At 64.0% G+C, this 24,236-nt stretch carries 26 protein-coding genes; 20 read left to right on the top strand and 6 right to left on the bottom strand.

What is annotated here, in order from left to right:
• Nucleotides 1-7 precede the first annotated feature (7 nt).
• Complete coding sequence (locus tag AMA01_RS02480; RefSeq protein WP_067846770.1) at nt 8-448, top strand: hypothetical protein; 441 nt, start codon at nt 8-10, stop codon at nt 446-448.
• Between the two features lie 63 nt (nt 449-511).
• Here the strand turns inward: AMA01_RS02480 and AMA01_RS02475 are convergent, their stop codons facing one another.
• Both AMA01_RS02475 and AMA01_RS02470 read right to left on the bottom strand, forming a co-directional pair.
• Complete coding sequence (locus AMA01_RS02475; protein WP_067846767.1) at nt 512-790, bottom strand: hypothetical protein; 279 nt, start codon at nt 788-790, stop codon at nt 512-514.
• A 140-nt stretch (nt 791-930) separates the two neighbouring features.
• Nucleotides 931-1,671, bottom strand: coding sequence for a hypothetical protein (locus tag AMA01_RS02470; protein ID WP_067846764.1), 741 nt, complete (start codon nt 1,669-1,671; stop codon nt 931-933).
• Nucleotides 1,672-1,812: 141 nt separating this feature from the next.
• Between AMA01_RS02470 and AMA01_RS02465 the strand changes: the two genes are divergently transcribed.
• Nucleotides 1,813-2,055, top strand: coding sequence for a hypothetical protein (locus AMA01_RS02465; RefSeq protein WP_067846761.1), 243 nt, complete (start codon nt 1,813-1,815; stop codon nt 2,053-2,055).
• A 58-nt stretch (nt 2,056-2,113) separates the two neighbouring features.
• On the opposite strand, the gene AMA01_RS02460 is transcribed toward AMA01_RS02465, so the two are convergent.
• Nucleotides 2,114-3,304 (bottom strand): pyridoxal phosphate-dependent aminotransferase, encoded by a 1,191-nt coding sequence (locus AMA01_RS02460; protein ID WP_067846758.1) that lies wholly within the window; start codon nt 3,302-3,304, stop codon nt 2,114-2,116.
• A 132-nt stretch (nt 3,305-3,436) separates the two neighbouring features.
• The gene (locus AMA01_RS02455; RefSeq protein ID WP_067846755.1) at nt 3,437-5,470 is read right to left on the bottom strand and encodes a transglycosylase domain-containing protein; all 2,034 of its coding nucleotides are present in this window, start codon (nt 5,468-5,470) and stop codon (nt 3,437-3,439) included.
• 200 nt (nt 5,471-5,670) lie between these two features.
• Between AMA01_RS02455 and AMA01_RS02450 the strand changes: the two genes are divergently transcribed.
• The 5 genes from AMA01_RS02450 to AMA01_RS02430 all read left to right on the top strand — a co-directional run bounded on the left by AMA01_RS02450 (nt 5,671) and on the right by AMA01_RS02430 (nt 10,833).
• Nucleotides 5,671-6,654 carry an NADPH:quinone oxidoreductase family protein gene (locus AMA01_RS02450; RefSeq protein ID WP_067846752.1) on the top strand — a complete coding sequence of 328 codons (984 nt, stop codon included), beginning with the start codon at nt 5,671-5,673 and terminating at the stop codon, nt 6,652-6,654.
• 44 nt (nt 6,655-6,698) lie between these two features.
• The gene (locus AMA01_RS02445) at nt 6,699-8,456 is read left to right on the top strand and encodes an acyl-CoA dehydrogenase family protein (protein ID WP_067846749.1); all 1,758 of its coding nucleotides are present in this window, start codon (nt 6,699-6,701) and stop codon (nt 8,454-8,456) included.
• Between the two features lie 198 nt (nt 8,457-8,654).
• Nucleotides 8,655-9,494 (top strand): polyamine aminopropyltransferase, encoded by an 840-nt coding sequence (speE, locus tag AMA01_RS02440; RefSeq protein WP_067846746.1) that lies wholly within the window; start codon nt 8,655-8,657, stop codon nt 9,492-9,494.
• Nucleotides 9,491-10,378, top strand: coding sequence for an agmatinase (gene speB / locus AMA01_RS02435; RefSeq protein ID WP_067846744.1), 888 nt, complete (start codon nt 9,491-9,493; stop codon nt 10,376-10,378). The genes speE and speB overlap by 4 nt, the downstream gene beginning before the upstream one ends.
• Nucleotides 10,379-10,395: 17 nt before the next feature.
• Complete coding sequence (locus AMA01_RS02430) at nt 10,396-10,833, top strand: DUF1934 domain-containing protein (protein WP_230087678.1); 438 nt, start codon at nt 10,396-10,398, stop codon at nt 10,831-10,833.
• On the opposite strand, the gene AMA01_RS02425 is transcribed toward AMA01_RS02430, so the two are convergent.
• Entirely contained in the window at nt 10,812-11,645 is an 834-nt protein-coding gene (locus AMA01_RS02425) for a glycosyltransferase family 2 protein (RefSeq protein ID WP_067846738.1), read from the bottom strand. The two genes, AMA01_RS02430 and AMA01_RS02425, sit on opposite strands and share 22 nt — an antisense overlap.
• Before the next feature lie 82 nt (nt 11,646-11,727).
• Between AMA01_RS02425 and pxpB the strand changes: the two genes are divergently transcribed.
• The 9 genes from pxpB to rho all read left to right on the top strand — a co-directional run bounded on the left by pxpB (nt 11,728) and on the right by rho (nt 20,497).
• Nucleotides 11,728-12,447 (top strand): 5-oxoprolinase subunit PxpB, encoded by a 720-nt coding sequence (pxpB, locus tag AMA01_RS02420; protein ID WP_067846905.1) that lies wholly within the window; start codon nt 11,728-11,730, stop codon nt 12,445-12,447.
• Nucleotides 12,422-13,459, top strand: a complete 1,038-nt coding sequence (locus AMA01_RS02415; protein ID WP_067846735.1) for a 5-oxoprolinase subunit C family protein — start codon at nt 12,422-12,424, stop codon at nt 13,457-13,459. The genes pxpB and AMA01_RS02415 overlap by 26 nt, the downstream gene beginning before the upstream one ends.
• Before the next feature lie 2 nt (nt 13,460-13,461).
• Nucleotides 13,462-14,217: a LamB/YcsF family protein gene (locus tag AMA01_RS02410; protein WP_067846731.1), complete on the top strand. Its 756-nt coding sequence runs from the start codon at nt 13,462-13,464 to the stop codon at nt 14,215-14,217.
• 55 nt (nt 14,218-14,272) lie between these two features.
• The gene (locus AMA01_RS02405) at nt 14,273-15,040 is read left to right on the top strand and encodes an enoyl-CoA hydratase/isomerase family protein (RefSeq protein ID WP_230087689.1); all 768 of its coding nucleotides are present in this window, start codon (nt 14,273-14,275) and stop codon (nt 15,038-15,040) included.
• Nucleotides 15,041-15,296: 256 nt separating this feature from the next.
• Nucleotides 15,297-15,827 carry a DNA-directed RNA polymerase subunit delta gene (rpoE, locus tag AMA01_RS02400; RefSeq protein ID WP_067846726.1) on the top strand — a complete coding sequence of 177 codons (531 nt, stop codon included), beginning with the start codon at nt 15,297-15,299 and terminating at the stop codon, nt 15,825-15,827.
• Nucleotides 15,828-15,917: 90 nt separating this feature from the next.
• Entirely contained in the window at nt 15,918-17,534 is a 1,617-nt protein-coding gene (locus tag AMA01_RS02395; protein ID WP_067846723.1) for a CTP synthase, read from the top strand.
• Between the two features lie 83 nt (nt 17,535-17,617).
• A complete protein-coding gene (locus tag AMA01_RS02390; protein ID WP_067846720.1) occupies nt 17,618-17,995 on the top strand; it encodes a response regulator in 378 nt (125 codons plus the stop codon).
• A gap of 164 nt (nt 17,996-18,159) precedes the next feature.
• Nucleotides 18,160-18,807, top strand: coding sequence for a fructose-6-phosphate aldolase (gene fsa / locus AMA01_RS02385; protein ID WP_067846717.1), 648 nt, complete (start codon nt 18,160-18,162; stop codon nt 18,805-18,807).
• 385 nt (nt 18,808-19,192) lie between these two features.
• Entirely contained in the window at nt 19,193-20,497 is a 1,305-nt protein-coding gene (rho, locus tag AMA01_RS02380; protein WP_067846714.1) for a transcription termination factor Rho, read from the top strand.
• 126 nt (nt 20,498-20,623) lie between these two features.
• Here rho and AMA01_RS02375 read toward each other — a convergent pair whose 3' ends face one another.
• Entirely contained in the window at nt 20,624-20,827 is a 204-nt protein-coding gene (locus AMA01_RS02375; protein ID WP_067846710.1) for a hypothetical protein, read from the bottom strand.
• Nucleotides 20,828-21,080: 253 nt separating this feature from the next.
• Here AMA01_RS02375 and rpmE point away from each other — a divergent pair, with 253 nt between their 5' ends.
• The 4 genes from rpmE to spoIIR all read left to right on the top strand — a co-directional run bounded on the left by rpmE (nt 21,081) and on the right by spoIIR (nt 24,223).
• A complete protein-coding gene (gene rpmE, locus AMA01_RS02370; RefSeq protein ID WP_067846706.1) occupies nt 21,081-21,296 on the top strand; it encodes a 50S ribosomal protein L31 in 216 nt (71 codons plus the stop codon).
• A gap of 140 nt (nt 21,297-21,436) precedes the next feature.
• Nucleotides 21,437-22,507, top strand: coding sequence for a peptide chain release factor 1 (gene prfA / locus AMA01_RS02365; RefSeq protein ID WP_067846703.1), 1,071 nt, complete (start codon nt 21,437-21,439; stop codon nt 22,505-22,507).
• Nucleotides 22,504-23,445, top strand: a complete 942-nt coding sequence (prmC, locus tag AMA01_RS02360) for a peptide chain release factor N(5)-glutamine methyltransferase (RefSeq protein ID WP_067846700.1) — start codon at nt 22,504-22,506, stop codon at nt 23,443-23,445. Before prfA ends, prmC begins: the two co-directional genes overlap by 4 nt.
• 82 nt (nt 23,446-23,527) lie before the next feature.
• Nucleotides 23,528-24,223, top strand: coding sequence for a stage II sporulation protein R (gene spoIIR / locus AMA01_RS02355; protein WP_067846697.1), 696 nt, complete (start codon nt 23,528-23,530; stop codon nt 24,221-24,223).
• Nucleotides 24,224-24,236 lie beyond the last annotated feature (13 nt).

Below are 24,236 nucleotides of genomic sequence, written 5' to 3'. Positions count from 1 at the left end.
TGCAACCATGGCGGCTTCATCCGGAAAGAAGGGGCGCAAGCCACAGGCGAAGGCCAAGCGGCCGCAGCAGGCTGCGGCGCCGGTGGATCAGCCACCGCTTTCGGTCGCAGCGCAGCAGCCGCCGGCGGGATCGCTCGACGTGTTGAAGCAAAACCTGGCCGGAAAGCGCAAGGCCATCTTTGAGATCCTCGAAGACGTCAAGAACGTTCCGCCGGATTCGTGGCGGGATCCGAACCAGGTCGAGTCGTTGGCGAAAAACTTCGCGAATAAGCTCGGCCTGCCCGTGCCCGAGAGCCGGTTCAAGCAGTTTGTGAAGGCCTACACGGACGCGACGAAGAACGGCCCGACGACGAACGTCGACGAGATCGTGAAAAAGTATGGGCCGCCCGTCGATGAGAAGACGCTGAAGGAAATTAAGAAGTTCGTCCCGAAGCAGACGAAGGACTGAAACGAAACAACGGCTGGTCCCCGCAGTTGTCGGGGGACCAGCCCTTTTGCTGTGCGGGGCATTTTACGCCTGTGGGTCCCGTGACTGCGGCGGTTCTTGGGAAAGATGTGCGCGCGAGTCCGAAGCCGGCTCGTCTCGAATACCGACGAGCTGCGGAAACGCGCGGTAGACGGAGCGGCGGTTCACGAGCCACAACAGGGCGACCGCCCAGGCGTGATCGCGTACGCGAATCCAAAGCGGGCCCGGGCCTAGGAAAAAGAGAAGGTACACGGTCAGGGCGATGTTCACGGCGAAACTGAAGTACCTCGTGAACCAGGAGATCCACCGGTTGCTCACGGCCATGGCGCCTCCCCGCACAGGTTCATCCTGTCTCCATTGTATTGCAGAGGCATGCGAACGGGATGATGCGGGAATGCGCAAATTTCGTGAAGAGGCACAAGAAGCCGCCCGGGCGGATGGCCAGGCGGCTCGTGGCGCGGGGCTCAGCTGGGCGCGCGTCCGGTGTCGGGGCCGGTTGCAGCTCTTGCCGGTGGCGGCACAGGCGCGGGCGGAGGTCCATAATACGGATACGGCGGCGCTCCGTACATTGGCTGCTGCGCAGCGTACGGCTGCACGGGCGCAGCGTAGGGCGCGTAGGCCGGCGGGGCGTATGGGGGCCCGGGCGCCTGCTGGGATTGGGGCGGCTGCTGGATGTTTGCGGCCGCGTTTGGTGCGCTCGGCGCGGGCTGCGCGCTTTGCGCCGATCCGGCCGGCTCATGCGCCGATGCGCTTTCGCCACCGTTGCCGCCCGATCCCTTGAGGAATCCCTCGGCTAGCGGCGACGACAAGAGCGCGGCGAGAATGTTGGTGAAATCTTCGGTCGTCAGGTTGCGGCCCTTGAATTTCAGCAGTTTGTCGAGCACGCCGCTCTCCTTCAGAGCCCCGGTTGTGACGTAGAAGGTATCCAGCATCTTGTCGGCCTGCTGGAGATAGTTCAGCCAGTTTTTGACCATGTTCCGCAGATTGCCGACCGTCTTCAGCGTGTCCTGCATGTTTTTGGGCGTCAGGAGCTGCGATGGAGCAGGCGACTTGCTGCCCGCCTTCGACTGCGCGGGCGAGCCGTTTCGCCCGCCGGATCGCGCGGCGCCTCTTCTCGTTCCCCGCCCGTTCGCGGGGCGCGACGCCTGCGCCTTCGCGAGCGCGACGCCGGGGATGCGCTCGGCCTTCTGGGGCTTGGCATTCATCACAGTCCACCTCGCTTCCCCAGCCTGCTCCTAAAGCGTATGACAATCGCCTGAGGGCCGTGCGGGGCACGCGCCCAAGTGGCATAGGCTCGGCGGCTTCGGAGGACAATACGCTTGTTGGCAAAGCGAGGAGGGGAGCGGATGACGTACAGGCGCGACTTGTACGCAAAGTACGGCGGGGTGCACTTCGTGCAACTGGCCCCAGCGCAGGACATCAATCAATTCGTGCGATCCCTGCCGGAGGACAAGCGCGACAGTCTCTTCGAAGTGTTGCAGGCGTTGCACAACGCGGGCCTCATTGAGGTGCAAGAGGATCACCAAATCCTCGATGCACACGGGGAGATCCACCCGGCGCATCCGGGCGCCTCGAGCGAGCCGCAGTGAGGCCGACATAAGCGGAGGGCCCCGAAGCGTCGGGGCCCTCGCGCCAAGTGCGGCTGGCTCAGTTCGTCAGCTTGCTGTGGAACTCGCGCATGCGATTCACGGCTTCGATCACGTCCTCGTCGCGCACCGCATACGAGAAGCGGACGTAGCCCGGTGCCCCGAACGCCTCGCCCGGCACGCTCGCGACAAGCGCGTGTTCGAGCAACAGTTCGCAGTAGTCCGCGCTCGACTCGATGGCCTGGCCCTCATAGCGTCTCCCGAAGACCCCGCGGACGTCGGGGAACGCGTAAAACGCGCCTTCAGGCACGAGGCAGCGCACGCCCTCAAGGCTGTTGAGTCCGGCCACGAGCGCATCGCGCCGACGGCGGAACACGTCGATCACGCCTGGATCGAAGTGCGCAAGCGCCGTTTCGCCCGCGATCTGCGACATGGTCGCCGGGCTGCCCGTGGAGTGGCTTTGGAAGCTCGCCATGGCCTTGGCGAGATCGAGCGGCGCGGCCACGTAGCCGAGGCGCCACCCCGTCATCGCGAATGCCTTTGAAAAGCCGTTCACGACGAGGGCGCGATCGTACAAATCAGGGCAGGCGGCCACGAGGCTCACGTGCTTCACGCCGTAGACCAGGCGCTCGTAAATCTCGTCGAGCACGACGTAGACGTCGTGCTGGCGCAGGACTTCGCCGAGCGCCTTCAGCTCGTCCTCGTGGTACACCGAGCCGGTGGGGTTGCACGGGCTGTTCAGCAGGACCGCCTTGGTCCGCGGCGTGATGGCCGCGGCGAGCTGTTCGGGCGTGAGCTTGAAGCCCGTCTCGGGCCCGCACTCGATCACGACGGGCTTGCCGCCCGCCACGCGGATCTGCTCTGGATAGGAGGTCCAGTACGGCGCGGGGAGAATCACCTCGTCCCCCTCGTCGAGGATGGCCACGAAGATGTTGTACAGCGTGTGCTTCGCGCCGTTCGAGACCACGATTTGCTCCGGCGCGTAGTGAAGGCCGTTTTCGGTCTGAAGCTTATGCGCGATGGCCTTGCGCAGAGCCAGCATGCCAGCGGCCTCGGTATAGCGGGTCTGCCCGTTGGTGATGGCGCGGATGCCCGCGAAGGCGGCGGGGACCGGCGTTTGAAAGTCCGGTTCGCCGACGCTCATGTTGATCACCGGCTGGCCCTTGGCGATGAGTTGCTTGGTCTTGCTGTCGACGCTCATGGTCGCCGACGGCCGGATGGTTCTGACTCGTCTCGACAGACGCTCTTCCACTCGTTCACGCCCCCATGGATTACTCTCCGCCATTGTACCACAGGCTGCGCTCGACTTGTCGCAAGATTCCGCGCCGGCGCGAGCGTTGCCCGCGCTCGTGCGGCTTTGCGCAAAGCGTCGGCCGCAGCGGGGCTAGAAGAGCCGCCGCAGCCAGTTCCACAATCGGCTCGGCGCGGGTTCGGGCACAACCGGCGCCCGATGAAGCGGGCACGTGGCCGTGGGGGCGGTTCCCGGCAGGAAGTAGTCCGTCTCCGCGGCGCCGCACTGGGGCGTGGCGAGCGCGCCGGACAGCGGATCGATCCGGACAGCCTCGAGATCGGACGGCGGCGTGTACCACGGCCCGGGCAGGTGCGCCTGTGCGGTGCCCATGAACTTGCCCCATATGGGTGCAGCGAGGTGAGACTCCTCCACCGTGAGCGGGCGGCCCGAGTCGTAACCCACCCACACCGCGACCACCAGCCGGGGCGTGTAACCCACCATCCAGGCGTCTGTATCCGTTGTCCCGGTCTTCGCCGCGGCCGGGGCGTGCAGGTACGGCCGAGCGCCATATCCCGTTCCGCCGGGTGCCAGCACGCTCTGCATGAGATCGGTCATCTGAAACGCGAGCTCGGGCGAGATGACGCGCGTCTTCTCGAGCGGATGGACCGTGCGGCCATACGGCGTGTCGACGGATTCGACGGTGTGTGGCGAGACCTTGTAGCCCCCGTTGGCGAAGGCCGCGTAGGCTGCGGCCAATTCCACCGGGGTGACGGGGAACACGCCGAGGGCCAGAGAGGGATACGGCTTCATCTCCTCCTGAATTCCGAGCTTCTTGGCGAAGTCCACGACGTTTTGGGCTCCGATGGCGAGTTCCGTCTGCACGGCGTACACGTTGTCCGACCGGGCGATGGCTTCCCGCAGCGTGAGCGGCCGACCGGCGTAGATGTCGCCGTAGTCGTGCACCGTGTACTCGTCCTTGGGAGACGGGCCGTAGATGAACGTGGTGAGCTTGGAGTCCACCTCGCGCGCGGGCGTCCAACCCCGTGTGAGCGCCGCCCCGTAGACGAACGCCTTAAACGTCGATCCCGGCTGCCGCTCGCCGAGCGCCCGGTTGTACGGGCTCTCGCGGTAATCCCGTCCGCCGACCAGCGCGCGGATGGCGCCGGTTTGCGGATCCAGGGCGACGAGCGCGGCTTGGAGCTCACTCCCCTTCGGCAGGGTCGACTGAATGGCGCGCTCTGCCGCCTTTTGCAGCAGCGGATCCAGCGTCGTGTGAATGCGGACGTAGCCCGCGTCGAGATCGCCGTCTGTGAGCCGGGCCATCCGCTTGGCTTCGTGGAACGCCATGTCGCTGAAGTACGGCGCCTGAAGCGTGGGCGGCTGGTGGCGCTCGATGTGCAGGGGCTCGGCGTACGCGGCGTCGGCCTCGGCCTGGGTGATGTAGCCCGTCTGCACCATGCGCTCCAGCACCACCTTTTGGCGAGCCTTGGCGCGCTCGGGGTGATCGAGCGGCGAGTACAGCGTCGGGCCCTTGGGCAGGCCGGCGAGCAGGGCGCTCTCGGCGAGATCGAGCGACTGAACGGGTTTGCCAAAGTAGAGCTGGCTCGCTGCGGGCGCGCCGTACGCGCCGTGCCCGTAGTAGACGACGTTGAGGTATCGGTCCAGAATCCAGTCCTTCGGCTCGTGCAACTCGAGCTGCGTGGCGAGCATGGCCTCGCGCAGCTTGCGGCCGAGCGTGCGATCCTGGGTGAGGTACAGGTTTTTCGCGAGCTGCTGCGTGATGGTGGAACCGCCTTGGACGATCTCGCCGTGCCGCAGATCGACCGCCACGGCACGGAGCGTGGAGCGCACGCTGATGGCGTGATCGCGGTAGAAATTGGCGTCTTCGGTGGCGAGTGTCGCCTGGATGAGCCAGCGCGGGAAGGTGCCGAGCGGCAGGGTGGCCCGCGCCTGTCCGGCTGGGGACCAGAGGGCGATGGGGCGGCCGTCCGCGCTCGTCAGCTCGGTCGGCGCGGTGTCTGCGGTCGACGGCAGGGGGAGCAGTTTGAGGCCCACGAGCACGAGCGAGGTACCGACGAATCCGGCGCCAAACGCGGCGCCAAAGGCCACGGCGGCGACTCGGGCGAAGGAACGCCGGGCGCGGCGCGGAAGCGGGGAATCGGCGTCGGAAAGGAACGGTTTCGGCATGGCTCGCGACCTCCGGACGGAAATTAGATGCGCACAACGGTAGTGTGCGCATAGAAAAGAAAAATATGTCAAGTTTCGTCTGCGTGAAAGCGGATGCTTGCGACAGAGAGTGAGGTCACGTACACTGAAATGAGAGGTGGGGGCTCGTTCGTTTGTTTCTTTTTTGAACTCTCGTTTCACATTCGAAAGGAGGGGGAGCCGTGAAAGCGTGGGTTGTGCGAGAATTGGGACACCATCGCGATGTGCTGCGCCTTGAAGAGATTCCTAATCCCGCGATGCAGCCAGCAAGCGCGCGCATCCGCGTCGAAGCGGCGGCGCTCAACTTTCTGGATCTGCTGGTCTGCCAAGGGCAGTATCAGGAGAAGCCGCCTCTGCCCTTCACGCCCGGCGTCGAGGTGTGCGGCGTGATCGAAGAGGTCACACCGGGGTCGGCGTTTCAGGTGGGCGAGCGCGTCATTGCCCTGCCGCAGCTGCCGCACGGCGGCCTGGCGGAGCAAGTGGTGGTGCCGCTTGCGCAGGTGCACCGCGTGCCCGAGGGGGCATCTCCGGCGGAGGCCGCCGCGATGTTTGTCACCTATCACACGGCGTATTACGCGCTCCACCGCCTGGCGCGGCTCAAAGCCGGCGAGGTCTTGCTGGTGCATGCGGGTGCGGGCGGGGTCGGGTCCGCGGCGATTCAACTCGGCAAAGCCGTGGGCGCGCGCGTCATCGCGACCGCGGGCGGGTCGGAAAAGGTGGAGACGTGCCGCCAGCTCGGCGCGGACGAGGCGATCGACTACCGCAGCGCAGATTTTGTGGAGGCGGTGAAAGCGTTCACATCGGGCCGCGGCGCGGACGTGATCTTCGATCCGGTGGGCGGCGACGTGTTCGACCAGTCGCGCAGGTGCATCGCGTTCGAGGGGAGGCTGCTCGTCATCGGATTTGCGAGCGGGCATATCCCGCAGGTCCCCATGAACCACGCGCTCGTGAAGAACTACAGCCTCGTGGGCGTGCACTGGGGGCTGTTTCACCGCCTGTATCCGGACGCGGTCCGCGCCATGCACGAGGAACTCATCCATCTGTATGAGGCGGGGCGCATTCGTCCTCTGGTGCGGCATGTCTACCCGTTCGAAGACGTGATTCCCGCGATGGACGCGCTCGGCGGGCGGCAGACGGTCGGCAAGGTCATCGTGACTGTGTCGTGACATCCAGGGCGATTCGCGCCGTGATCGAGAAGGGAGATTCGACGATGGAACAGGTTCAGGTGCCCGGCGGGGAATTTTTGGTGCGCTCGGCCGATCCGGCGGACGTCTACACGCCGGAGGAGTTCACCGAGGAGCACCGCATGATTCGGAAAACCGCGCGCGATTTCGTGGAGCGGGAGGTCTGGCCGAGTCAGGATGCCATCGAGGCCGAGGATTTCGACCGGGTGGTTCAACTACTTAAGCAGGCGGGCGATCTCGGCCTTCTCGCGCACAGCGTGCCGGAGGCGTACGGGGGCCTTGGGCTCGACAAGATTTCCAAGGGCATCGTGGGTGAGATGGTCGGCATGACGGGTGCGTACGGTGTGGCGCATTCCAACCACACCTGCATCGCGACACTGCCCATCACGTACTTCGCCAGTGATGCTGTTAAGCAGCGCGTGCTGCCGAAGATGGCGAGCGGGGAATATCTCGGCGCCTACTGCCTGACCGAGCCCACGGCCGGATCGGACGCGCTCGCGGCGAAGACGGTGGCGCGGCTCAGTGAAGACGGCACGCACTACCTCATCTCGGGGACGAAGCAGTTCATCACAAACGCGGGGTTTGCGGACACGTTTGTCGTGTACGCGAAGATCGACGGGGAGCAGTTCACCGCGTTCCTCGTGGAGAAATCGTTCCCGGGCATTTCCCTCGGGCCCGAGGAGCAGAAGATGGGCATTCATGGATCGTCCACGCGCCAGGTGATTTTCGACGAGTGCCCGGTGCCGGTGGAAAACGTGATTGGCGAGGTGGGCCGAGGACACGCGGTGGCGCTTGGCGTGCTGAATCTCGGCCGGTACAATCTCGGCGCGGGCAATGTCGGCGGGGCGAAGCGGGCACTGGCGGTGGCGGCGCGCTACGCGGCGGAACGGCGCCAGTTCGGCCGGGCCATCGCCGAGTTTCCCGCGACACAGGCGAAGCTCGCGTCCGTGGCGGCGCGAATTTACGCGGCCGGGTCGCTCGTCTACCGGACCGCGGCGATGCTCGAAGATGCGCTGGCGCCCCTGTATGGCGAACTGCCCACGCGCGAGAAGGAAGCGCGGCTGCGCGAGCACGCCATCGAGTGCGCCATCTGCAAGGTGCATGGTTCGGAGACGCTGTGGAAGGCCGCCGACGAGGCTGTGCAGATCCACGGCGGGTACGGCTACATTCGCAAGTATCACGTCGAGCGGATGCTCCGCGACGCGCGCATTCAGCGAATCTTCGAGGGGACAAACGAGATCAATCGCCTGCTCATCCCGACCCACTTCTTGCGCCGCGTGAGCCGTCAGCCCGAGCTGGTCTCCCGCTTGTCTGCCGCGGTGGACGCGCTGGGCAAGCCGCTGCAGGTGGGCGCTGGCCCGACGGCCCACGAGCGCGCGGCCATCGAGCAGATGCGCGCGCTGTACCTCGCCGGCTGCGCCCTGGTGGCGGATCGGTTCGCGGGCAGGCTCGATGCGGAGCAAGAGGTCGCGATGCATTTGGCCGATCTCGCCATTTCGCTCTACGCCGCGGAGAGCGCGCTGGCGCGCGCGGAAAAGGCGGCGTCTGGGGCACAGGCCGAGGTGCATGCCGCGCTGGCCAGCGTCGCGGTAGACGACGAGATCCAGGCGGCGGTACAGGCCGCGGTCGCGCTCTTCGCCGCGATTGGCGATCACGCGGGCGTGCGGGAGCGGGCGCTCGACGCCATCCGCAATCTTGCGGGTCTGCGCAATCCGGACGGGATCGCGAAACGGCGCAAGTTGGCGCGCACAGTGGTGGAACAAGGCGGGTATCCCATCGATTGAATGGGTGATAGGTCCCGGTGGTCGAGGCAGCCCTGCGGCAGGGCTGCCTCGTTCGCGCATAGGGGGGCAGACGGGGGCTCTGATGGATGAGCGCGCCCGTGACCCGCCACTTCAACTGGATTCGCTGAGTCGAATTGGGTACGCTTGTCCTCGGGCTTGTTTGGCGAGTTTGGTATAATACCGCCCGAGAAAGGATGGATGAGCGTGGCACAGACCAATCTGTGGTTTACCGAGCTTCAGAACGACAACCTGACGATTGGCTTGCGGATAGAGAAGACCATTCACAGCGAGAAGACGGAGTACCAGCAGCTCGATGTCTACAAGACGGTCCAGTACGGCAATCTGCTCGTGCTCGACGGCTGCATCATGACCACGGACAAGGACGAGTTTGTGTATCACGAGATGTTGGCGCACGTGCCACTGCACACGCACCCGAATCCGAAGAGCGTGCTCGTGGTGGGCGGCGGCGACGGGGGCATTATCCGCGAGGTCATCAAGCACCCATCGGTTGAGCGTGCGGTGCTTGCCGAGATCGACGGGCGCGTTGTGGAGGCGTCCAAGATGTACTTTCCGCACATCGCGTCGGGCCTTTCGGATCCGCGCGTCGACGTGCAGATTGTGGACGGCATCCGCTACGTGGAGGAGCATCCGAACGAGTTCGACGTCATCCTCATCGATTCCACGGATCCGGTGGGGCCAGCGGTCGGGCTCTTCCAGCGCCCGTTCTATGAGTCCGTGTTCCGAGCGCTGAAGGAAGACGGCCTCATGGCCGCGCAGACGGAGTCGCCGTTCATCAACCAGGACCTCATCCGCCAGGTGTATGGCGATGTGCGGGCGACGTTCCCCATCGTGAAGCTGTACCTCGCGTACGTGCCCACGTATCCGACGGGCATGTGGAGCTTCACGCTCGGCAGCAAGAAGTATCGCCCGCAAGACGTCCGCGAGGTGCGGGTGCACGACACGAAGTATTACAACCGCGACATCCACCACGCGTCGCTCGTCCTGCCGAACTTTGTGAAGGAGCTCGTCGGCGAATGACGTTCTCGTTTGATGTGGAGAAGCCTTTTCCGCTCGCCTACAGCGGCAACGTGTTCATCGGCGCCACCGAGGATTTCGCCGCCGCCCAGGCGGCCATCTACGGCATGCCCATGGATTGGACCGTGTCCTTCCGAGCCGGGGCCAGGCTTGGCCCCGCGCGCATCCGCGAAGTGAGCCTCGGGCTCGAGGAGTACAGCCCGTATCTCGATCGCGACCTGAGCGAGATCGCCTATTTTGACGCGGGGGACATTCCGCTTCCGTTCGGCAATCCGGAGGAGAGCCTGGAACGCATCTATCAGTACGTGTCGGCGCTCTACGACGCGGACAAGCTGCCAATAGGCCTCGGCGGCGAACACCTGGTCTCGTGGGGATCCATCCGCGCGGCGGCGGAGCGCTATCCGGATCTGCGCGTCATCCACATCGACGCACACACGGATCTGCGAGAGCACTACGAGGGCGAACCGCTTTCGCATGCCACAGTTATCAAGAAGGTGTGCGATCTCATCGGGCCAAATCGCGTATACCAGTTCGGCATCCGCAGCGGGACGCGCGAGGAGTTCCGCTGGGCGCGCGAACACACCCACTTCGCGCCGTTTGAGCTCGCCGAGCCGCTCCGCGCCGTGCTGCCGGAGTTGCACGGGAAGCCGGTGTACATCACCTGGGACATCGACGTGTTCGATCCGGCCACGGCTCCAGGCACGGGCACGGCGGAGCACGGCGGCATCTTCGCGCCCGAGGCGTTCCGCGCCATCACGTACATGAAGGCTCTGCGCGTCGTCGGCTTCGATCTCGTCGAGGTGGCGCCTCAGATCGATCCGACGGAGCAGACGCAGATCCTCGCGGCGAAAATCGTGCGCGAGGCCCTGCTCGCGTTTGTGCGGTGAGGACCATGGGTGCCTGGTTGGAACCGCAGGAAGGCGTGTCCTGGGGCTGCCACGTCACCTGGCGCCGGCGCGCGCGCATGAATGAAGGCGGGCGGGCGCGGTATCAGACCACCCGCGGGGAGGCAAAGGATGCGCGCTGGCTCCAGACAAAAGGCGGACACCTGCTCTCGTTCCAGGACGGCGAGGCCGTGTACGCCGTGCGCATGGAGCGCCATCGCGTCCTCATGGTGCGCCGCGGCGACGTATCGCTCACGCAGATCTTCGCCGCTGGCAAATCGCAGGACCTCGTCCTTCGCGCCTACGGGAAAGAGCTGCCGGTCCGCGCCGAGACGCGGTCCGTCGAGGTGTCCGTGGGCGAAGCCGGTGGCAGGGCGCACGTGACCTTCGATCTGATGTACGCGGACGAGGCGGAGCAGTCGGTCGATCTCGTCTTTCAGTGGGTCCGCCGATCCTGAGCGCCGGCGGACGTGCGAGGGACGAGATCGGCCACGTCCAGCCATCCTTCGGGATGCATTCCCCATACAATCTCGTACGGATCTCCCCATTCGCGCATGATCCGCTCGTACATCGCCTTTTTGATGGCGTTGAGTCGCGCCCGCTCCTCGGGGCGCGTGAGATTCGCCGCGTGCAGGCGGACGTGGTACAGCACGCGGTCCACGTGCAGGAATCGGCCGATGGCGGCGAGCTTGAGCAGGATGAGTTTGTCCTCGTAGAAGCGGCCTTGGCCGTGCGGGTCGCGCTCAAAACCTCCGACGCGCAGGACGGCTTCCGTGCGGTAAAAGCGAGGTACGAGATACGGCCCGTAGCGAAACACGTCAAACTTGTCCGAAAACGGGCGCCCGCGCAGGACGTGATCTCGCACCAGGCGGCCTCGGTCTTCTCGCCAGTGCTGCGCGTTGGCCGACGCCAGCACCGCATCTTCGGATCCCTCGTCCATGGCGGCCATCAAGTCGGCGAGAGCCGTCGGCGCGAGCCAGTCGTCGCTGTCCAGCGTGACGAAGTACGGCGTACGCACGTGCGGCAGGGCGGCCTGCAGCGCGTTGCCAAGGCCCACGTTGTTCCCGAGCGCCAGCACGCGCACGCGAGCATCCCACAGGTAGCGCCGGGCAATCGCGAAGGAGTCGTCCGTGGAGCCATCGTCCACGACGAGCAGTTCCCACGCCGGCGTGGTCTGGCTGAACACGCTGGCGATGGCCAGCGGCAGTTCGCGCGCACGGTTGTACACGGCGAGCACCACCGTCACGCGCGGCTCTCCCCCGCTCTGCATGGCCAACCTCCTTTGCGCGGAACAAGGCGCGAAAATTCGATACAATGAGTGTAAATCATCTCGGAAGGCGTGGGAAACGGCCGTGATCGAAGACAAGGTGCGACTGGAGTTCATGGGCGATCAGGCGCTTCTCCTGCGCCTCCCGGAGGACGTCTCCATCGAGACGGGCGAGGCGCTCGACAGGCTTCTGTCTTTGCGAGCGGCGCTTTTGCGAGAGTTCGAAGGCGTACGCGGGATTGAGGACATCATTATCGGCTATCGATCTGTCGCCGTCTATGCGCGCTTCGAGGATGTGGCACCCGAAGACTTGCTGGCGCGCGCTCGCCGCGCGATTCAGGGATCAGGGGGTGCGCCCGTGGCTTCGACGAGGCCGGGGGCTGTCGTCACGCTGCCGGTCGTCTACGGCGGTTCCTTCGGCCCGGACCTGGACGAGGTGGCCGAGCGCGCCGGGCTTTCGCCGCAGGACGTGATCAGGCTGCATCAGGAGGCGGTCTACCGCGTGGCGATGGTCGGATTTTCGCCGGGGTTCGCCTATCTCATCGGCTTGCCGGAACCGCTTCGCGTGCCGCGCCGCGAGACCCCGCGAAGCCGGGTGGAACAGGGCTCGGTCGGGATCGCGGGCTTTCAGACGGGGGTGTATTCGTTCGCGACACCTGGGGGGTGGCAGATCATCGGCCGCACGCCGGTGGCGCTCTTTGACGTGCGCCGGTCTTCGCCGAGCCTTCTTGCGCCGGGCGACGAGGTGCGGTTTGAAGCGGTGACGGAGGAGGAATACCATGGCGGCTTTGGCGCGTACACATGAGCCAGGTATCGCCCGCGTGCGCGTGTTGGCGCCAGGGCTTTTCACCACCGTGCAAGACGGCGGGCGCCCGCATCACCGCCTCATCGGCGTGCCGCTCGGAGGCGCGCTCGACGTGTTGTCGTTTCGCGCGGCCAATCGACTGGTGGGAAATGGCGAAGACGTCGCGGTGCTCGAGGTGACGGGTGCGGGGCCGCGGCTCTTGTTTGAGGCGCCCGCCGCCGTTGCGCTGTGCGGTGGGGACTTTCGGGCGTATGTAGACGGCGAGCCTTTGCCGCCGCAGCGCGCGGTCTGGCTCGGAGGCGGCGCGATACTCGAGATTCGACAGGTGCGGCGAGGTTTGCGCGGCTATTTGGCCATCCGCGGCGGCTTTCTCGCGGAGCAGGCGCTCGACAGCAGGAGCGCATTGCCCCGCTACGGCATCGGCAAGCTCCTGGCCGCGGGGGACGAGATGACCTATCAGCCTGGGCCTGCTGCGCCGCCCGCGGGTTTTCGCGCCATTTCTCTCCGCGCGGCCGTCGCGCCGTTCCAGGTCGGTGGATGGCTGGATCAAATCGAGGACGAGATCGTCATCCTGCGCGTGGTGCGCGGCGAGCAGGCGGACTGGTTCGACGAGGGTGCGCGGCGGGCTTTCTTCGACCGCACGTGGCAGGTGGCGCCGCAGTCGGATCGCATGGGCCTCAGGCTCCGCGGTGATCCGCTTGGCGCGCCTTCGCGGCAACTCGCGAGTGAGCCCGTCGTGCCGGGGAGTGTCCAGGTGCCGACGGACGGCCTGCCCATCCTACTCATGCGGGAGTGCCAGACCACGGGCGGTTATCCGAAGCTCGCGACCGTCATCTCGGCCGATCTCGACAAATTGGCGCATCTTCGACCAGGAAGTTCGGTGCGCTTTGTGGAAGTGAGTTTCGAGGAAGCCTTCAGGCTTCGGAGCGTGCAGGATCGACTTGCGCGCGTGTGGCTCCAGTTTGTCGCGGAGAGGGCACAGCAGGCGTGGGGCAGCGAAGGAGGGAACTGAGCGTGGCTTACGTGGATCTCAACGCGGATCTCGGGGAGGACTTCGGCGCTTACCGCCTGGCGGACGACGGCGAAATTCTGGCCTATGTGACGTCTGCGAATCTCGCGTGCGGCATGCATGCGGGCGATCCCGTCGTCATGGCGCGATCGGTCGCCCTGGCCAAGGCGCGCGGCGTGGCCGTGGGCGCGCATCCGGGCTATCCAGATCTTCAGGGGTTCGGACGGCGGGACATGGCGCTGGACGAGGACGAGATTCACGCGTTCGTGTTGTACCAACTGGGCGCGATCGCCGCGTTCGCCCGGTCGCAGGGCGTCCGCCTTCACCACGTGAAGCCGCACGGTGCGCTCTACAACCGGGCTGCGGTGGATCGCGCCGCCGCTCGCGCCATCTGCCGGGCCGTCGCCGAGTTCGATCCGTCGCTCAAAGTGTACGCCCCCTACCGCAGCGAGCTCGCGGCACAGGCGGAGGCCGTGGGGCTTTGCGCCTGTTGCGAAGTGTTCGCGGACAGGCGCTACGAGGAGGACGGCCAGCTGACGCCAAGGCGGCACCCGGACGCGATGATTCGCGATCTCGACGAGGCCTGCGAGCAGGTGCTGACGATGGTGCGCGAAGGGCGTGTGCGGTCGCGGACAGGCGAGTGGGTCGAGGTGGCGGCGGACACCGTCTGCCTTCATGGCGATGGCCCCCACGCCGTAGCGCTCGCCAAGGCACTACACGAGCGGCTGACGCATGCGGGCGTGCAAATCCGTCCGGCGTGATGCCGCCGGGGTGCGCGTCGCAGCATAGACGAATGGAGTGAGGAATTTGACAGAGATGTTCACCACGTATCGCGTGGAGGATCATGTGGCGGTATTGACGCTCAATCGTCCGCAGGCTTTGAACGCGCTTTCGAGGGAAGTGCTTTCGGAAATCGGGGCGCACCTTGCGATGTTGGATCTCAAGGACGTCCGCGTTCTCGTCATTCGCGGCGAAGGCCGGGTGTTCTGCGCGGGCGCGGACATCGCGCAGATGCAGCAAATGAGCGGAGTCGAGGGCGAAAGTATGGCGCGCCTTGGGCAGCGCGTGTTCCAGGCGATTGAACAGCTGCCCATTCCCGTTGTGGCGCTGATTCACGGCGGGGCGTTTGGCGGGGGGCTCGAGCTCGCGCTCGCGTGCGACTTTCGGATTGCGGCCGCGGGCGCCGTCGTCGGGCTGCCCGAGGTGACGCTGGGGGTCAACCCAAGTTTTGGAGGAACGTATCGCTTGCCGCGCGCCATCGGGTTTGCGCGCGCCCTCTCGATGATGCTTCTCGGGGAGCGGATCCCGGTCGAGAAGGCATTGGAGTACGGGCTCGTGAACGAAGTGGTGGCGCCCGACGAGATCCAAGCGAGGGGCATGGAGCTTGCGAGGAAACTGGCGAGCCAGTCGAGCGCCGCGATGGCAGCCATCAAGCGGTCGGCTCACCACGGATTTGGGCAGGACTCGGCTCGCGCGCAGGCGTACGAGGCGGCGCAGTTCGGCCTGTGCTTTGCTTCCGGCGACGCGCGCGAGGGGATGGCGGCGTTCAAGGAAAAGCGCCAGGCCAGGTTCCACGAGGACTGAGCCATTCTCCTCGGACTGAGAGCTCGGAGGGTCCACCTGAGGGGTGTATTCCCGTCATGGCGTCGGCAGGCGCTGGTTGCGCGCATGCGCGGCTGGCGCCCTTTGCTTTTTGCGTCTTCCGTGCCGCAAAAATGTCGGTTTGGAGTATGGACGTCATGTGCTAAACTTAGATAACATGTAAGCCGGTCATTCGAGCTGTGTTCATGGGTCGAAGTTGGCCACCGGCCTATCCCGAGCTGGAAGGGAAGATTCCAAGATGGCCATCTCATTGGCACGAACGGAACACGAGATACAGGAAATGCCTCTCGTGGAGCTCGTGTACGAGATCTTGAAAGCCCGGAAAGAGCCCATGTACTTCCGCGATATCATGCAAGAAATTCAGGAACTTCGCCACATGACCGATGAGCAGGTGGCGGAGGTCATCGCGCGGGTGTTCACAGAGATCAACGTCGATGGCCGGTTCGTCTGTATTGGTCACAATGTGTGGGGGTTGAATCGTTGGTATCCGACGGATCGCAACGCCGAGCGCCTGTCCGGTGGGAAGAAGTTCATCCGCAAGACTGGCGACGCGTTTGGCGATGAGGAGGACGACGAAGAGGATTACGAGGAGGACGTCCTCGAGGACGACATGGACTACGACGAGGTCGATGCGGTCGACGAGGAGGCCGAGTTCGACGAGGTCGAGGTTGCCGAAGACGAGGACGAAATCCTGCCAGAAGATGACGAATACGACGATGCGCCGCTGTTCGACGAAGACGAGGAAGTGGAGGAAGACGAGGAGGACTGAAGTCTTCCGCGCCTTTCGGACGCGTTCTGGACCTTCCGGAACGCGGTTTTTGTGTGCTTAGGTCGCGTGCTTGGCAGGGAGGACAGAGTCATGACGGCGAAGTACATCTTCGTGACGGGCGGCGTGGTGTCCGGACTCGGCAAGGGCATCACCGCCGCGAGCTTGGGGCGCCTCTTGAAGAACCGCGGGCTCAACGTCACCATCCAGAAGTTTGATCCCTATATCAATGTCGATCCCGGGACGATGAGCCCGTATCAGCACGGGGAAGTGTTCGTCACGGACGACGGTGCGGAGACGGACCTGGATCTCGGCCACTATGAGCGCTTTATCGACAACGATCTCAGCCAGGACAACAACGTCACCAGTGGGAGAATTTACTGGTCGGTCATCCAAAAGGAGCGGCGCGGCGACTATCTCGGCGCGACGGTTCAGGTCATTCCGCATGTGACGAACGAGATCAAGGAGCGCGTGATGCAGGCCGCGAAGCCGGACACGGACATCGTCATCACGGAGATCGGCGGAACGGTTGGCGATATCGAGAGTCAGCCGTTTCTTGAGGCCATCCGCGAGATGAAAAACGAGGTCGGCCGCAACAACGTGCTGTACATCCACGTCACGCTCATCCCGTACCTGCGGATGACGAGCGAGGTGAAGACGAAGCCGACGCAGCACAGCGTGGCAACCCTGCGCAGCATCGGCATCAGTCCGAACATCATCGTGTGCCGCACGGAGGTGCCGCTGTCGCAGGACGTGAAGCGGAAGATCGCGCTCTTCTGCGACACGGACGAGGACAGCGTGATTGAGGCGAGCGACGCCGAGGTGCTGTATGAGGTTCCGCTCCGGCTGCGGGACGAGGGCCTGGACGAAATTGTCCTCCGGCACTTTGGCATCTCGGCACCACCTGCCGATATGCGCGAGTGGGAGGGAATGGTCGAGCGGATCAAGCGCCTGCACCGAGACGTCGAGATCGCCGTGGTCGGCAAGTACGTGGCTCTGCCGGACGCGTACGCGAGCGTCGTGGCCGCGCTCCAGCATGGAGGCTTCGAGAACGACGCCCGCGTGCACATCCGCTGGGTCAATTCGGAGGACGTCACCGACGAGAACGTGGACAAGCTGCTTGAGGGCGTCGACGGCATTCTGGTGCCGGGGGGATTTGGCGATCGCGGCATCGACGGCAAGATTGTCGCTTGCCGCTATGCGCGCGAGCGGGACATCCCATACTTTGGCATCTGCCTCGGCATGCAGATTGCGGTGATCGAGTACGCGCGCCACGTCGCCGGGCTTGCGGGCGCGCATACGAGCGAGATCGACCCGCGCACGCCCTATCCCGTGATCGATTTGCTGCCGGAGCAGAAGGAAATCGAGGACAAGGGCGGGACCATGCGCCTAGGCGCGTATCCCTGTCGCCTGAAGCCGGGATCGCGCGCGCAGCAGGCGTACGGCTCCGACTTCATCTCGGAGCGACATCGCCATCGGTACGAGTTCAACAACGACTTTCGCGACCCGCTTGAAGCGCATGGCTTGGCCATCACGGGCACGTCGCCGGACGGCCGGCTCGTCGAGATCGTCGAGATCCCTGAGCACCGTTGGTTTGTCGGCGTTCAGTTCCACCCTGAATTCAAGTCGAGGCCGAACCGCGCACACGCGCTGTTCCGCGATTTCGTGGCGGCCAGCCTCGCCTATAGGCGCAACGGCGCTCACTCCTGACCCCGCCCGGTCAAGAGACAGGAATTTTGATCCTGTCCGGCGAAGATCCTCGAGACGAGTTGAGCTAGCGAAGAGGTGGGGGCATGGCATACAAGGTGCTCGTGGTCGACGATCAATTTGGGATTCGCGTATTGCTGCATGAAGTTCTACAGCGGGAAGGCTATGAGGTGTTTCAGGCGTCCAACGGGCCGAGCGCCCTCAGCATCGTCGAACGTGAGCAGCCCGATCTCGTCCTCTTGGACATGAAGATACCTGGGATGGACGGATTGGAGATCCTGCGCAATGTGCGCAAACTCGGTGTCGACGCGAAGGTCATCATGATGACGGCGTACGGCGAACTGGATCTGATTCACGAGGCGATGGAGATGGGAGCGGTGGCTCATTTCACGAAGCCGTTCGACATCGATGAATTGCGGCGCGTGGTGCGGGAGCACCTCGAGGCGCGCCGGCAGTCCCAGTGATGGTTTCGCGCGGTGAGCCGAAAGGTGAGTTTGCGTGCCGAAAGCATGGTATCATAGAGGTGGTACGCGGGTCGCCCGCGCGAGCCCTCAGGTGAGCCGAGCAGAGAGAAAACGAGTGGCGACCGGAGGACCGGAGATTTTGGGGACAGGAGAGGATGAGGAACATGAAGCTGTTCATCGATACGGCCAATGTCGACGAGATTCGCCGAGCCGCGGATATGGGCATTCTGAGCGGCGTCACGACCAACCCGAGCCTTGTGGCCAAAGAGGGACGTGACTTCGTTGAGGTGCTGAAGGAAATTGTCGAGATCGTCGATGGGCCCATCAGCGCCGAGGTCGTGAGCCTCGACGCCGAGGGTATGGTGAAGGAGGCGCTCCCTCTTTCGGAGATTCACCCCAATATCGTCATCAAGATTCCGATGACCGCGGAAGGTTTGAAGGCGGTACATCAGCTGGCGAAGCGCGGGATTCGTACGAACGTGACGCTGATTTTCAGCGCAAATCAGGCGCTGCTCGCTGCCCGCGCTGGTGCGTCGTTCGTCAGCCCGTTCATCGGCCGGCTGGATGACATCAGCATGGATGGCGTCGAACTGATTGCCGATATCGCGCAGATTTTTGATCTGCACGGCATTGACACGGAGATCATCGCGGCGAGCGTCCGCCACCCGATGCACGTCACCGCCGCGGCCAAGGCGGGGGCGCACATCGCCACGTGCCCCTTCAGCGTACTGGATCAGATGATCAAGCATCCGCTGACGGATCGCGGGATTGAGCGGTTCTTGGCCGATTGGAATAAAATGAGCCAGAAGTAATCAGCGAAGGCCAGGGCTGGTTCGCCGGCTCTGGCCCATTTCTGTTTTGAAAGTGCTCATTCGACAAGACTCGCCCTTGTAGAAACGCAAGGGCGTGTTTATACTACGGATAGCCGCAACAACGTCCGGTTGAGCCGTTGGATTCGCTTCTCCGCGCTCCTCGCGCGCAGCGTTTCTCCTCGCACTGAAGACTCCAATGGGCTTTGCCTGGATGGCACGTATCGTGCTGAATTGCCTCTTTCCATGCTGTGATCTGGGTCCCCGAGTGGTGTGAGAACAAGCCGCGACGACGCAAGGTGCATAGAATGACGCAGCCCGCCTCCAGCCGTCTGATTTTGCCCGGGCGCGGCGTGTGCCGCCGGGACACGAATGTGAGGGACGATGCTTGGACATCCGCGAACTTGAAGAAAAGAAGTTAACAGAGCTATACAAATATGCTCGAGAATTTCAGATCCCGCACTACGGTTCCATGAAAAAGAAAGAACTGATTTTTGCCATTTTGAAGGCGCAGGCCGAGCGGGACGGGCTGATGTTCGCCGAAGGCGTGCTCGAAATCATGCAGGAAGGTTACGGATTTCTCCGGCCCGTGGGGTACCTGCCGAGTCAAGAGGACATCTACGTCGCGGCATCCCAGATCCGGCGCTTCGACCTCCGAACGGGTGATCTCGTCAGCGGGAAAGTCCGCCCCCCCAAGGAGAACGAGCGGTACTTCGGTCTTTTGCATGTTGAGGCGGTCAATGGATACAGCCCCGAAGTGGCTGCGGAACGGCTTCACTTCCCGGCGCTCACTCCGCTTTTTCCATCCAAACGCATCGAGCTCGAGACCACTCCGGAAAACTTGGCCACGCGCCTCATCGACCTGTTTGCGCCCATTGGCTTTGGGCAGCGCGGCATGATTGTGGCGCCGCCCAAAGCAGGAAAGACGGTGCTCCTGAAGGAGATTGCTCACAGCATCGCCACGAATTATCCAGACGTGCACCTGTTTGTCCTGCTCATCGACGAGCGCCCCGAAGAAGTGACCGACATGCAGCGGTCAGTCAGGGGAGAGGTGATTGCGTCCACGTTTGATGAGGTGCCCGAGAATCACATCAAGGTGTCGGAGCTGGTGCTCGAACGGGCGCTGCGCCTCGTGGAGCACAAGCAGGACGTGGTCATCCTCCTCGACAGCTTGACACGCCTGACACGCGCTTATAATCTCGTCGTTCCTCCATCCGGGCGCACGCTTTCTGGTGGTATCGATCCGGCCGCATTTCACCGCCCCAAGCGGTTCTTCGGTGCGGCGCGCAACGTGGAAGAGGGCGGAAGCCTGACCATCCTAGCCACGGCACTCATCGACACCGGATCGCGCATGGACGACGTGATTTACGAGGAGTTCAAGGGAACGGGCAACATGGAGCTTCATCTCGACCGCAGGCTCGCTGAGAAGCGGGTGTTCCCCTCCATCGACATCCGCCGTTCCGGGACGCGTCGCGAGGAAGCGCTCATGCCCAAGGAAGAGCTCGAAAAGGTGTGGGCCATTCGCAAATCCATGGGTGACAACCAGGACTTCACAGAGATGTTCCTGCGCAAGTTCCGCCATTACAAGACGAACAAGGAATTCCTCGACAGCTTGAGCCTCAATCGGGTCGAGCGGAAGCCCCTCCCGAACGCGGAGAAGCCCGCGGCGCAACCTGTCGCGAGTGAGACCTGAGTTGAAGAAGCAAACACCCCTCCGACCGACAGAGGAGGGGTGTGGATTGCTGTGCGAAACCCGTGCGAAGGGCTACGCCTCTCGGTTGTTTTGGCTGGCTGAAGACGTGCTCGTCGTCCAGGGCGCTCACTCTTCGTCCGGCCACGGAGGCAGGAAAACGAAGTTGGGATGATTGTGCGTGAGTTGCGCCGACGCCGTGGCCTGAAGGGGAGCCGAGTGGTGGCTTTGAACCGTGTCAGCCAACGCGGTGCTGGCCCAAAGCATGCTTCCGGAACCTGCGGTCGCTGCCATGACGACCATGATGCGGGAGAACCCATGCAGGTGATTCACTGACGACCATCCTTTCGTTTCAATCGAAACCCTCTGATTTGCTTTTCCAAGAGCTCTTGGATGTCTGCGCGCACTTTGAGCGTACAGGTCTGCAAGGCCGTGCAGCAATGCAAACAAGTACGGATATGATATGATTATGTGAAGGGCGGCGCGGACGAGGCGCATCGCTCTGAGACCGCGATTGGTACGTGACAAGTGGGAAAGCTTTTGTTATAATCCTCTGCAGTGTGCTTAAGCAGATAGGGGTGAGACGATGAAGCCGGACATTCATCCGACCTACCATACAGTCACGGTGACGTGCGCTTGCGGCGAGACGTTCGAGACCGGATCGACAAAAGGGTCTATCCGCGTGGAAATTTGCTCGAAGTGCCACCCGTTCTTCACCGGCAAGCAGAAGTTTGTCGATTCGGGCGGCCGCGTTGATCGGTTCAACCGCAAGTATGGGCTTCAGCCTCAGGGCGAGCGCTGAGCGCAGAGGAGACTCAAGCCATGGTTGGCTCACCGGCCGCGATGGGAGGCGGGTGGGCCTGCTTTGGCTTTTTCTGTTCATGGGTGCTTTCCGGAGCTTCGCCGTGGCGGAAGAGCTGGAATTGGGAGGGGGGTGCGTCGGTGTTCGATCGGTTGGCGAGCATGGAAGAGCGGTATGATCACCTGAGCCAGCTGCTCTGTAGGCCGGACGTGGCATCGGATCCGGAAAAGCTCCGGGCGTACGCGAAGGAACAGGCGGATCTGGCGGAGACGGTGGAAGCGTACCGCGAGTGGAAAAAGATCTCCCAGAACATCGACGAGGCCAAGGCGATGTTGCAGGATAGGCTCGACGACGAGATGCGCGAGTTCGTCAGAACCGAAATGACAGAACTGCAACGTCGGCGGGAGGACCTGGAGCATCAGCTGCAGATTCTCCTCCTCCCCAAAGATCCGAATGACGACAAGGACGTGTTCGTCGAGATTCGGGCGGCGGCCGGCGGCGAGGAGGCTGCGCTCTTTGCCGCCGAGCTTTTGCGGATGTATCAGCGCTACGCCGAGAAGCACGGCTGGAAGACGGAGGTCATTGATGCCAGCTACACGGACATGGGTGGATTCCGCGAAGTGGTGATGGCCGTGCATGGAAAGGGAGCGTACGCAAAGCTCAAGTTTGAAAGCGGCACGCATCGCGTGCAGCGCGTTCCCGTCACGGAGTCGGGCGGCCGGATCCACACTTCCACCGCGACCGTCGCGGTTCTTCCGGAAGTGGAGGATGTCGAGGTCGAAATCCACGAGAAGGATCTCCGCATCGACACCTTTTGCTCAACGGGTCCCGGCGGACAAAGCGTGAACACCACTCAATCCGCGGTGCGGATCACGCATCTGCCGACGGGGATTGTGGTGTCCTGCCAAGACGAAAAGTCTCAATTGAAAAATAAGGAAAAAGCGATGCGGGTGCTGCGCGCGCGTCTGTACGAGAAGGCCCAGCGCGAGCAGCAGGAAGAGCTCGCGGAAAAGCGCCGCCTGCAGGTGGGCACGGGGGACCGCAGCGAGCGCATCCGCACCTACAACTTTCCGCAAAGCCGAGTGACGGATCATCGCATTGGCTTGACGCTACACAAACTGGACGCCGTCCTGGACGGTGAGCTGGATGAGATTGTCCAGGCCCTCATCGTCGAGAGCCAGGCGGAGATGTTGAGGGTCAGGGAAGCATGAGCGAGGCCAAATATTTTGTCGCGAGATTGTTGAAGGCAATCGCGGAACAACTTCCCGAGTCACCGGCGTACCGGGAGTTGCCTCTTGACGAGCGCAAACGGCTCGCGGAGCGCGAAGCTGAGCAGATTGTCGCGCATGCGCTCGGCTGGGATCGCGTGAAACTGCTCCAGTCGCTTGGCGACGAGGTGCCAGACGAGATCGCCGAGCGGGCCGCGCGACTGGCGGCGCTGCGGGTCCAAGGAGAGCCGCTGGCGTACGTCCTCGGGAAACAGGATTTTTACGGCCGGACGTTTGAAGTCGGACCGGATTGTCTGATTCCGCGCCCCGACACGGAGGTGCTGGTGGAGGAAGCCATTCGGTTTTTGAAGCGCATGCCCGGCGGAACGCGCGTCATCGACGTTGGCACAGGGTCCGGATGCATCGCGGTCTCCATCGCGCTCGCCTGCCCGGGCGTTTCGGTCACGGCCGTGGATCTGTCCATGGACGCCCTGGCTGTGGCCCGCCGCAATGCAGAGAGGCTTGGCGCTGTGGTGGATTGGGCTGCGGCAGACGGGATCGAATGGCTGATCGAACGCGCCGAACGCGGGAGGCCGTGGCATGCCATTGTCAGCAATCCGCCGTATGTTCCCACGGACGAGATCGCGCAGTTGGAGCCGTCCGTGCGCGACTACGAGCCGCGGCTCGCCTTGGACGGCGGCGAGGATGGGCTGCAGTTCTACAGGCGGATGGCGGCGCTGCCACCGTACGTGCTGGCCCGCAGCCGCGCTGGTGTGTTCCTTGAGGTGGGCCACAACCAGGCAGATGACGTGGCTCGCCTGTTTGCGCCGTGGAGGGAACGCGGTTTTCGCGTGCGGAAGGTGAAGGATCTGCGGGGGATCCAGCGCGTCGTTGCCGTGACGCGAGAGCCCGGAGGCGCGCAGGACCCGGAGAATCTCTGAATCTAGTTCGATGCGCCGATAGCAGTTTAAGAATTGCGAGTCCCGTCCATACTGACTGCCAGAACGGCAGGAGGGATGGACGATGGGGTTTGCGAAGCGGTTTGCGGGATTTGTCACAGCCATCTTGGTCGGCGTGGCGCTGTCCAGAGCGGCCATGGCGCACGCGAACGTGCGCGGTGCGGGTGACGGCGACGTGCTCGCGAGCATCGCGGCGCCTCACGCGCCAGCTATCCCGGAGGACGCGCTGCGGCTCCGGATCATCGCGAACAGCGACAGCCCGCGCGATCAGGCGTTGAAGCTTGCGGTGCGCAACGCCGTGATCGAGGAGGTGGGCGGTTGGCTGCAGGGCGCCCATTCCGAGGCGGAGGCGCGCGCCATCGTGGAGGCGCATGTGGCGCAGATTCGCGCCACCGCACTGGCGGTGGAGGCGTCGTGGCACGTGGACCAGCCGGTGCAGGTGGAGGTGGCGCGGGTGCCGTTTCCGACGAAGGAGTACGGCAACATCGTGTATCCCGCCGGCGAGTACGAGGCGCTGCGCATCGTGCTCGGACGAGGCCAGGGCGCGAACTGGTGGTGCGTCCTGTACCCGCCGCTTTGCTTCATCGATATCACGGAAGGCGATGCGGTGCCCAACACCGGCGGCTTTCCCGATCTGCCGCCGCTCGAAACCCTGTCCATCCCGACGGGCGACGGACATACGCAGAAGGTTCAGGTACGGCTCTGGACGCTCGATCACGCCGAAGAATGGATCCGCGCGATGGCGGCGCGTTTTCACTGACAACCACGCGAGG

It is taken from the genome of Alicyclobacillus mali NBRC 102425 (assembly GCF_001570745.1).
Lineage (GTDB): Bacteria > Bacillota > Bacilli > Alicyclobacillales > Alicyclobacillaceae > Alicyclobacillus > Alicyclobacillus mali.
The sequence above is the reverse complement of the archived record's forward strand: the minus strand, read 5'-3'. Positions and strand labels throughout refer to the sequence as shown.

Bases quoted from the DNA above. Each gene is read 5' to 3' on its own strand.
- AMA01_RS02480 (WP_067846770.1), top strand. From the start codon at position 8: ATGGCGGCTTCATCCGGAAAGAAGGGGCGCAAGCCACAGGCGAAGGCC.
- AMA01_RS02475 (WP_067846767.1), bottom strand. From the start codon at position 790: ATGGCCGTGAGCAACCGGTGGATCTCCTGGTTCACGAGGTACTTCAGT.
- AMA01_RS02470 (WP_067846764.1), bottom strand. From the start codon at position 1,671: ATGAATGCCAAGCCCCAGAAGGCCGAGCGCATCCCCGGCGTCGCGCTC.
- AMA01_RS02465 (WP_067846761.1), top strand. From the start codon at position 1,813: ATGACGTACAGGCGCGACTTGTACGCAAAGTACGGCGGGGTGCACTTC.
- AMA01_RS02455 (WP_067846755.1), bottom strand. From the start codon at position 5,470: ATGCCGAAACCGTTCCTTTCCGACGCCGATTCCCCGCTTCCGCGCCGC.
- AMA01_RS02445 (WP_067846749.1), top strand. From the start codon at position 6,699: ATGGAACAGGTTCAGGTGCCCGGCGGGGAATTTTTGGTGCGCTCGGCC.
- speE (WP_067846746.1), top strand. From the start codon at position 8,655: ATGAGCGTGGCACAGACCAATCTGTGGTTTACCGAGCTTCAGAACGAC.
- speB (WP_067846744.1), top strand. From the start codon at position 9,491: ATGACGTTCTCGTTTGATGTGGAGAAGCCTTTTCCGCTCGCCTACAGC.
- AMA01_RS02425 (WP_067846738.1), bottom strand. From the start codon at position 11,645: ATGCAGAGCGGGGGAGAGCCGCGCGTGACGGTGGTGCTCGCCGTGTAC.
- AMA01_RS02415 (WP_067846735.1), top strand. From the start codon at position 12,422: ATGGCGGCTTTGGCGCGTACACATGAGCCAGGTATCGCCCGCGTGCGC.
- AMA01_RS02405 (WP_230087689.1), top strand. From the start codon at position 14,273: ATGTTCACCACGTATCGCGTGGAGGATCATGTGGCGGTATTGACGCTC.
- rpoE (WP_067846726.1), top strand. From the start codon at position 15,297: ATGGCCATCTCATTGGCACGAACGGAACACGAGATACAGGAAATGCCT.
- AMA01_RS02395 (WP_067846723.1), top strand. From the start codon at position 15,918: ATGACGGCGAAGTACATCTTCGTGACGGGCGGCGTGGTGTCCGGACTC.
- AMA01_RS02390 (WP_067846720.1), top strand. From the start codon at position 17,618: ATGGCATACAAGGTGCTCGTGGTCGACGATCAATTTGGGATTCGCGTA.
- fsa (WP_067846717.1), top strand. From the start codon at position 18,160: ATGAAGCTGTTCATCGATACGGCCAATGTCGACGAGATTCGCCGAGCC.
- rpmE (WP_067846706.1), top strand. From the start codon at position 21,081: ATGAAGCCGGACATTCATCCGACCTACCATACAGTCACGGTGACGTGC.
- prmC (WP_067846700.1), top strand. From the start codon at position 22,504: ATGAGCGAGGCCAAATATTTTGTCGCGAGATTGTTGAAGGCAATCGCG.
- spoIIR (WP_067846697.1), top strand. From the start codon at position 23,528: ATGGGGTTTGCGAAGCGGTTTGCGGGATTTGTCACAGCCATCTTGGTC.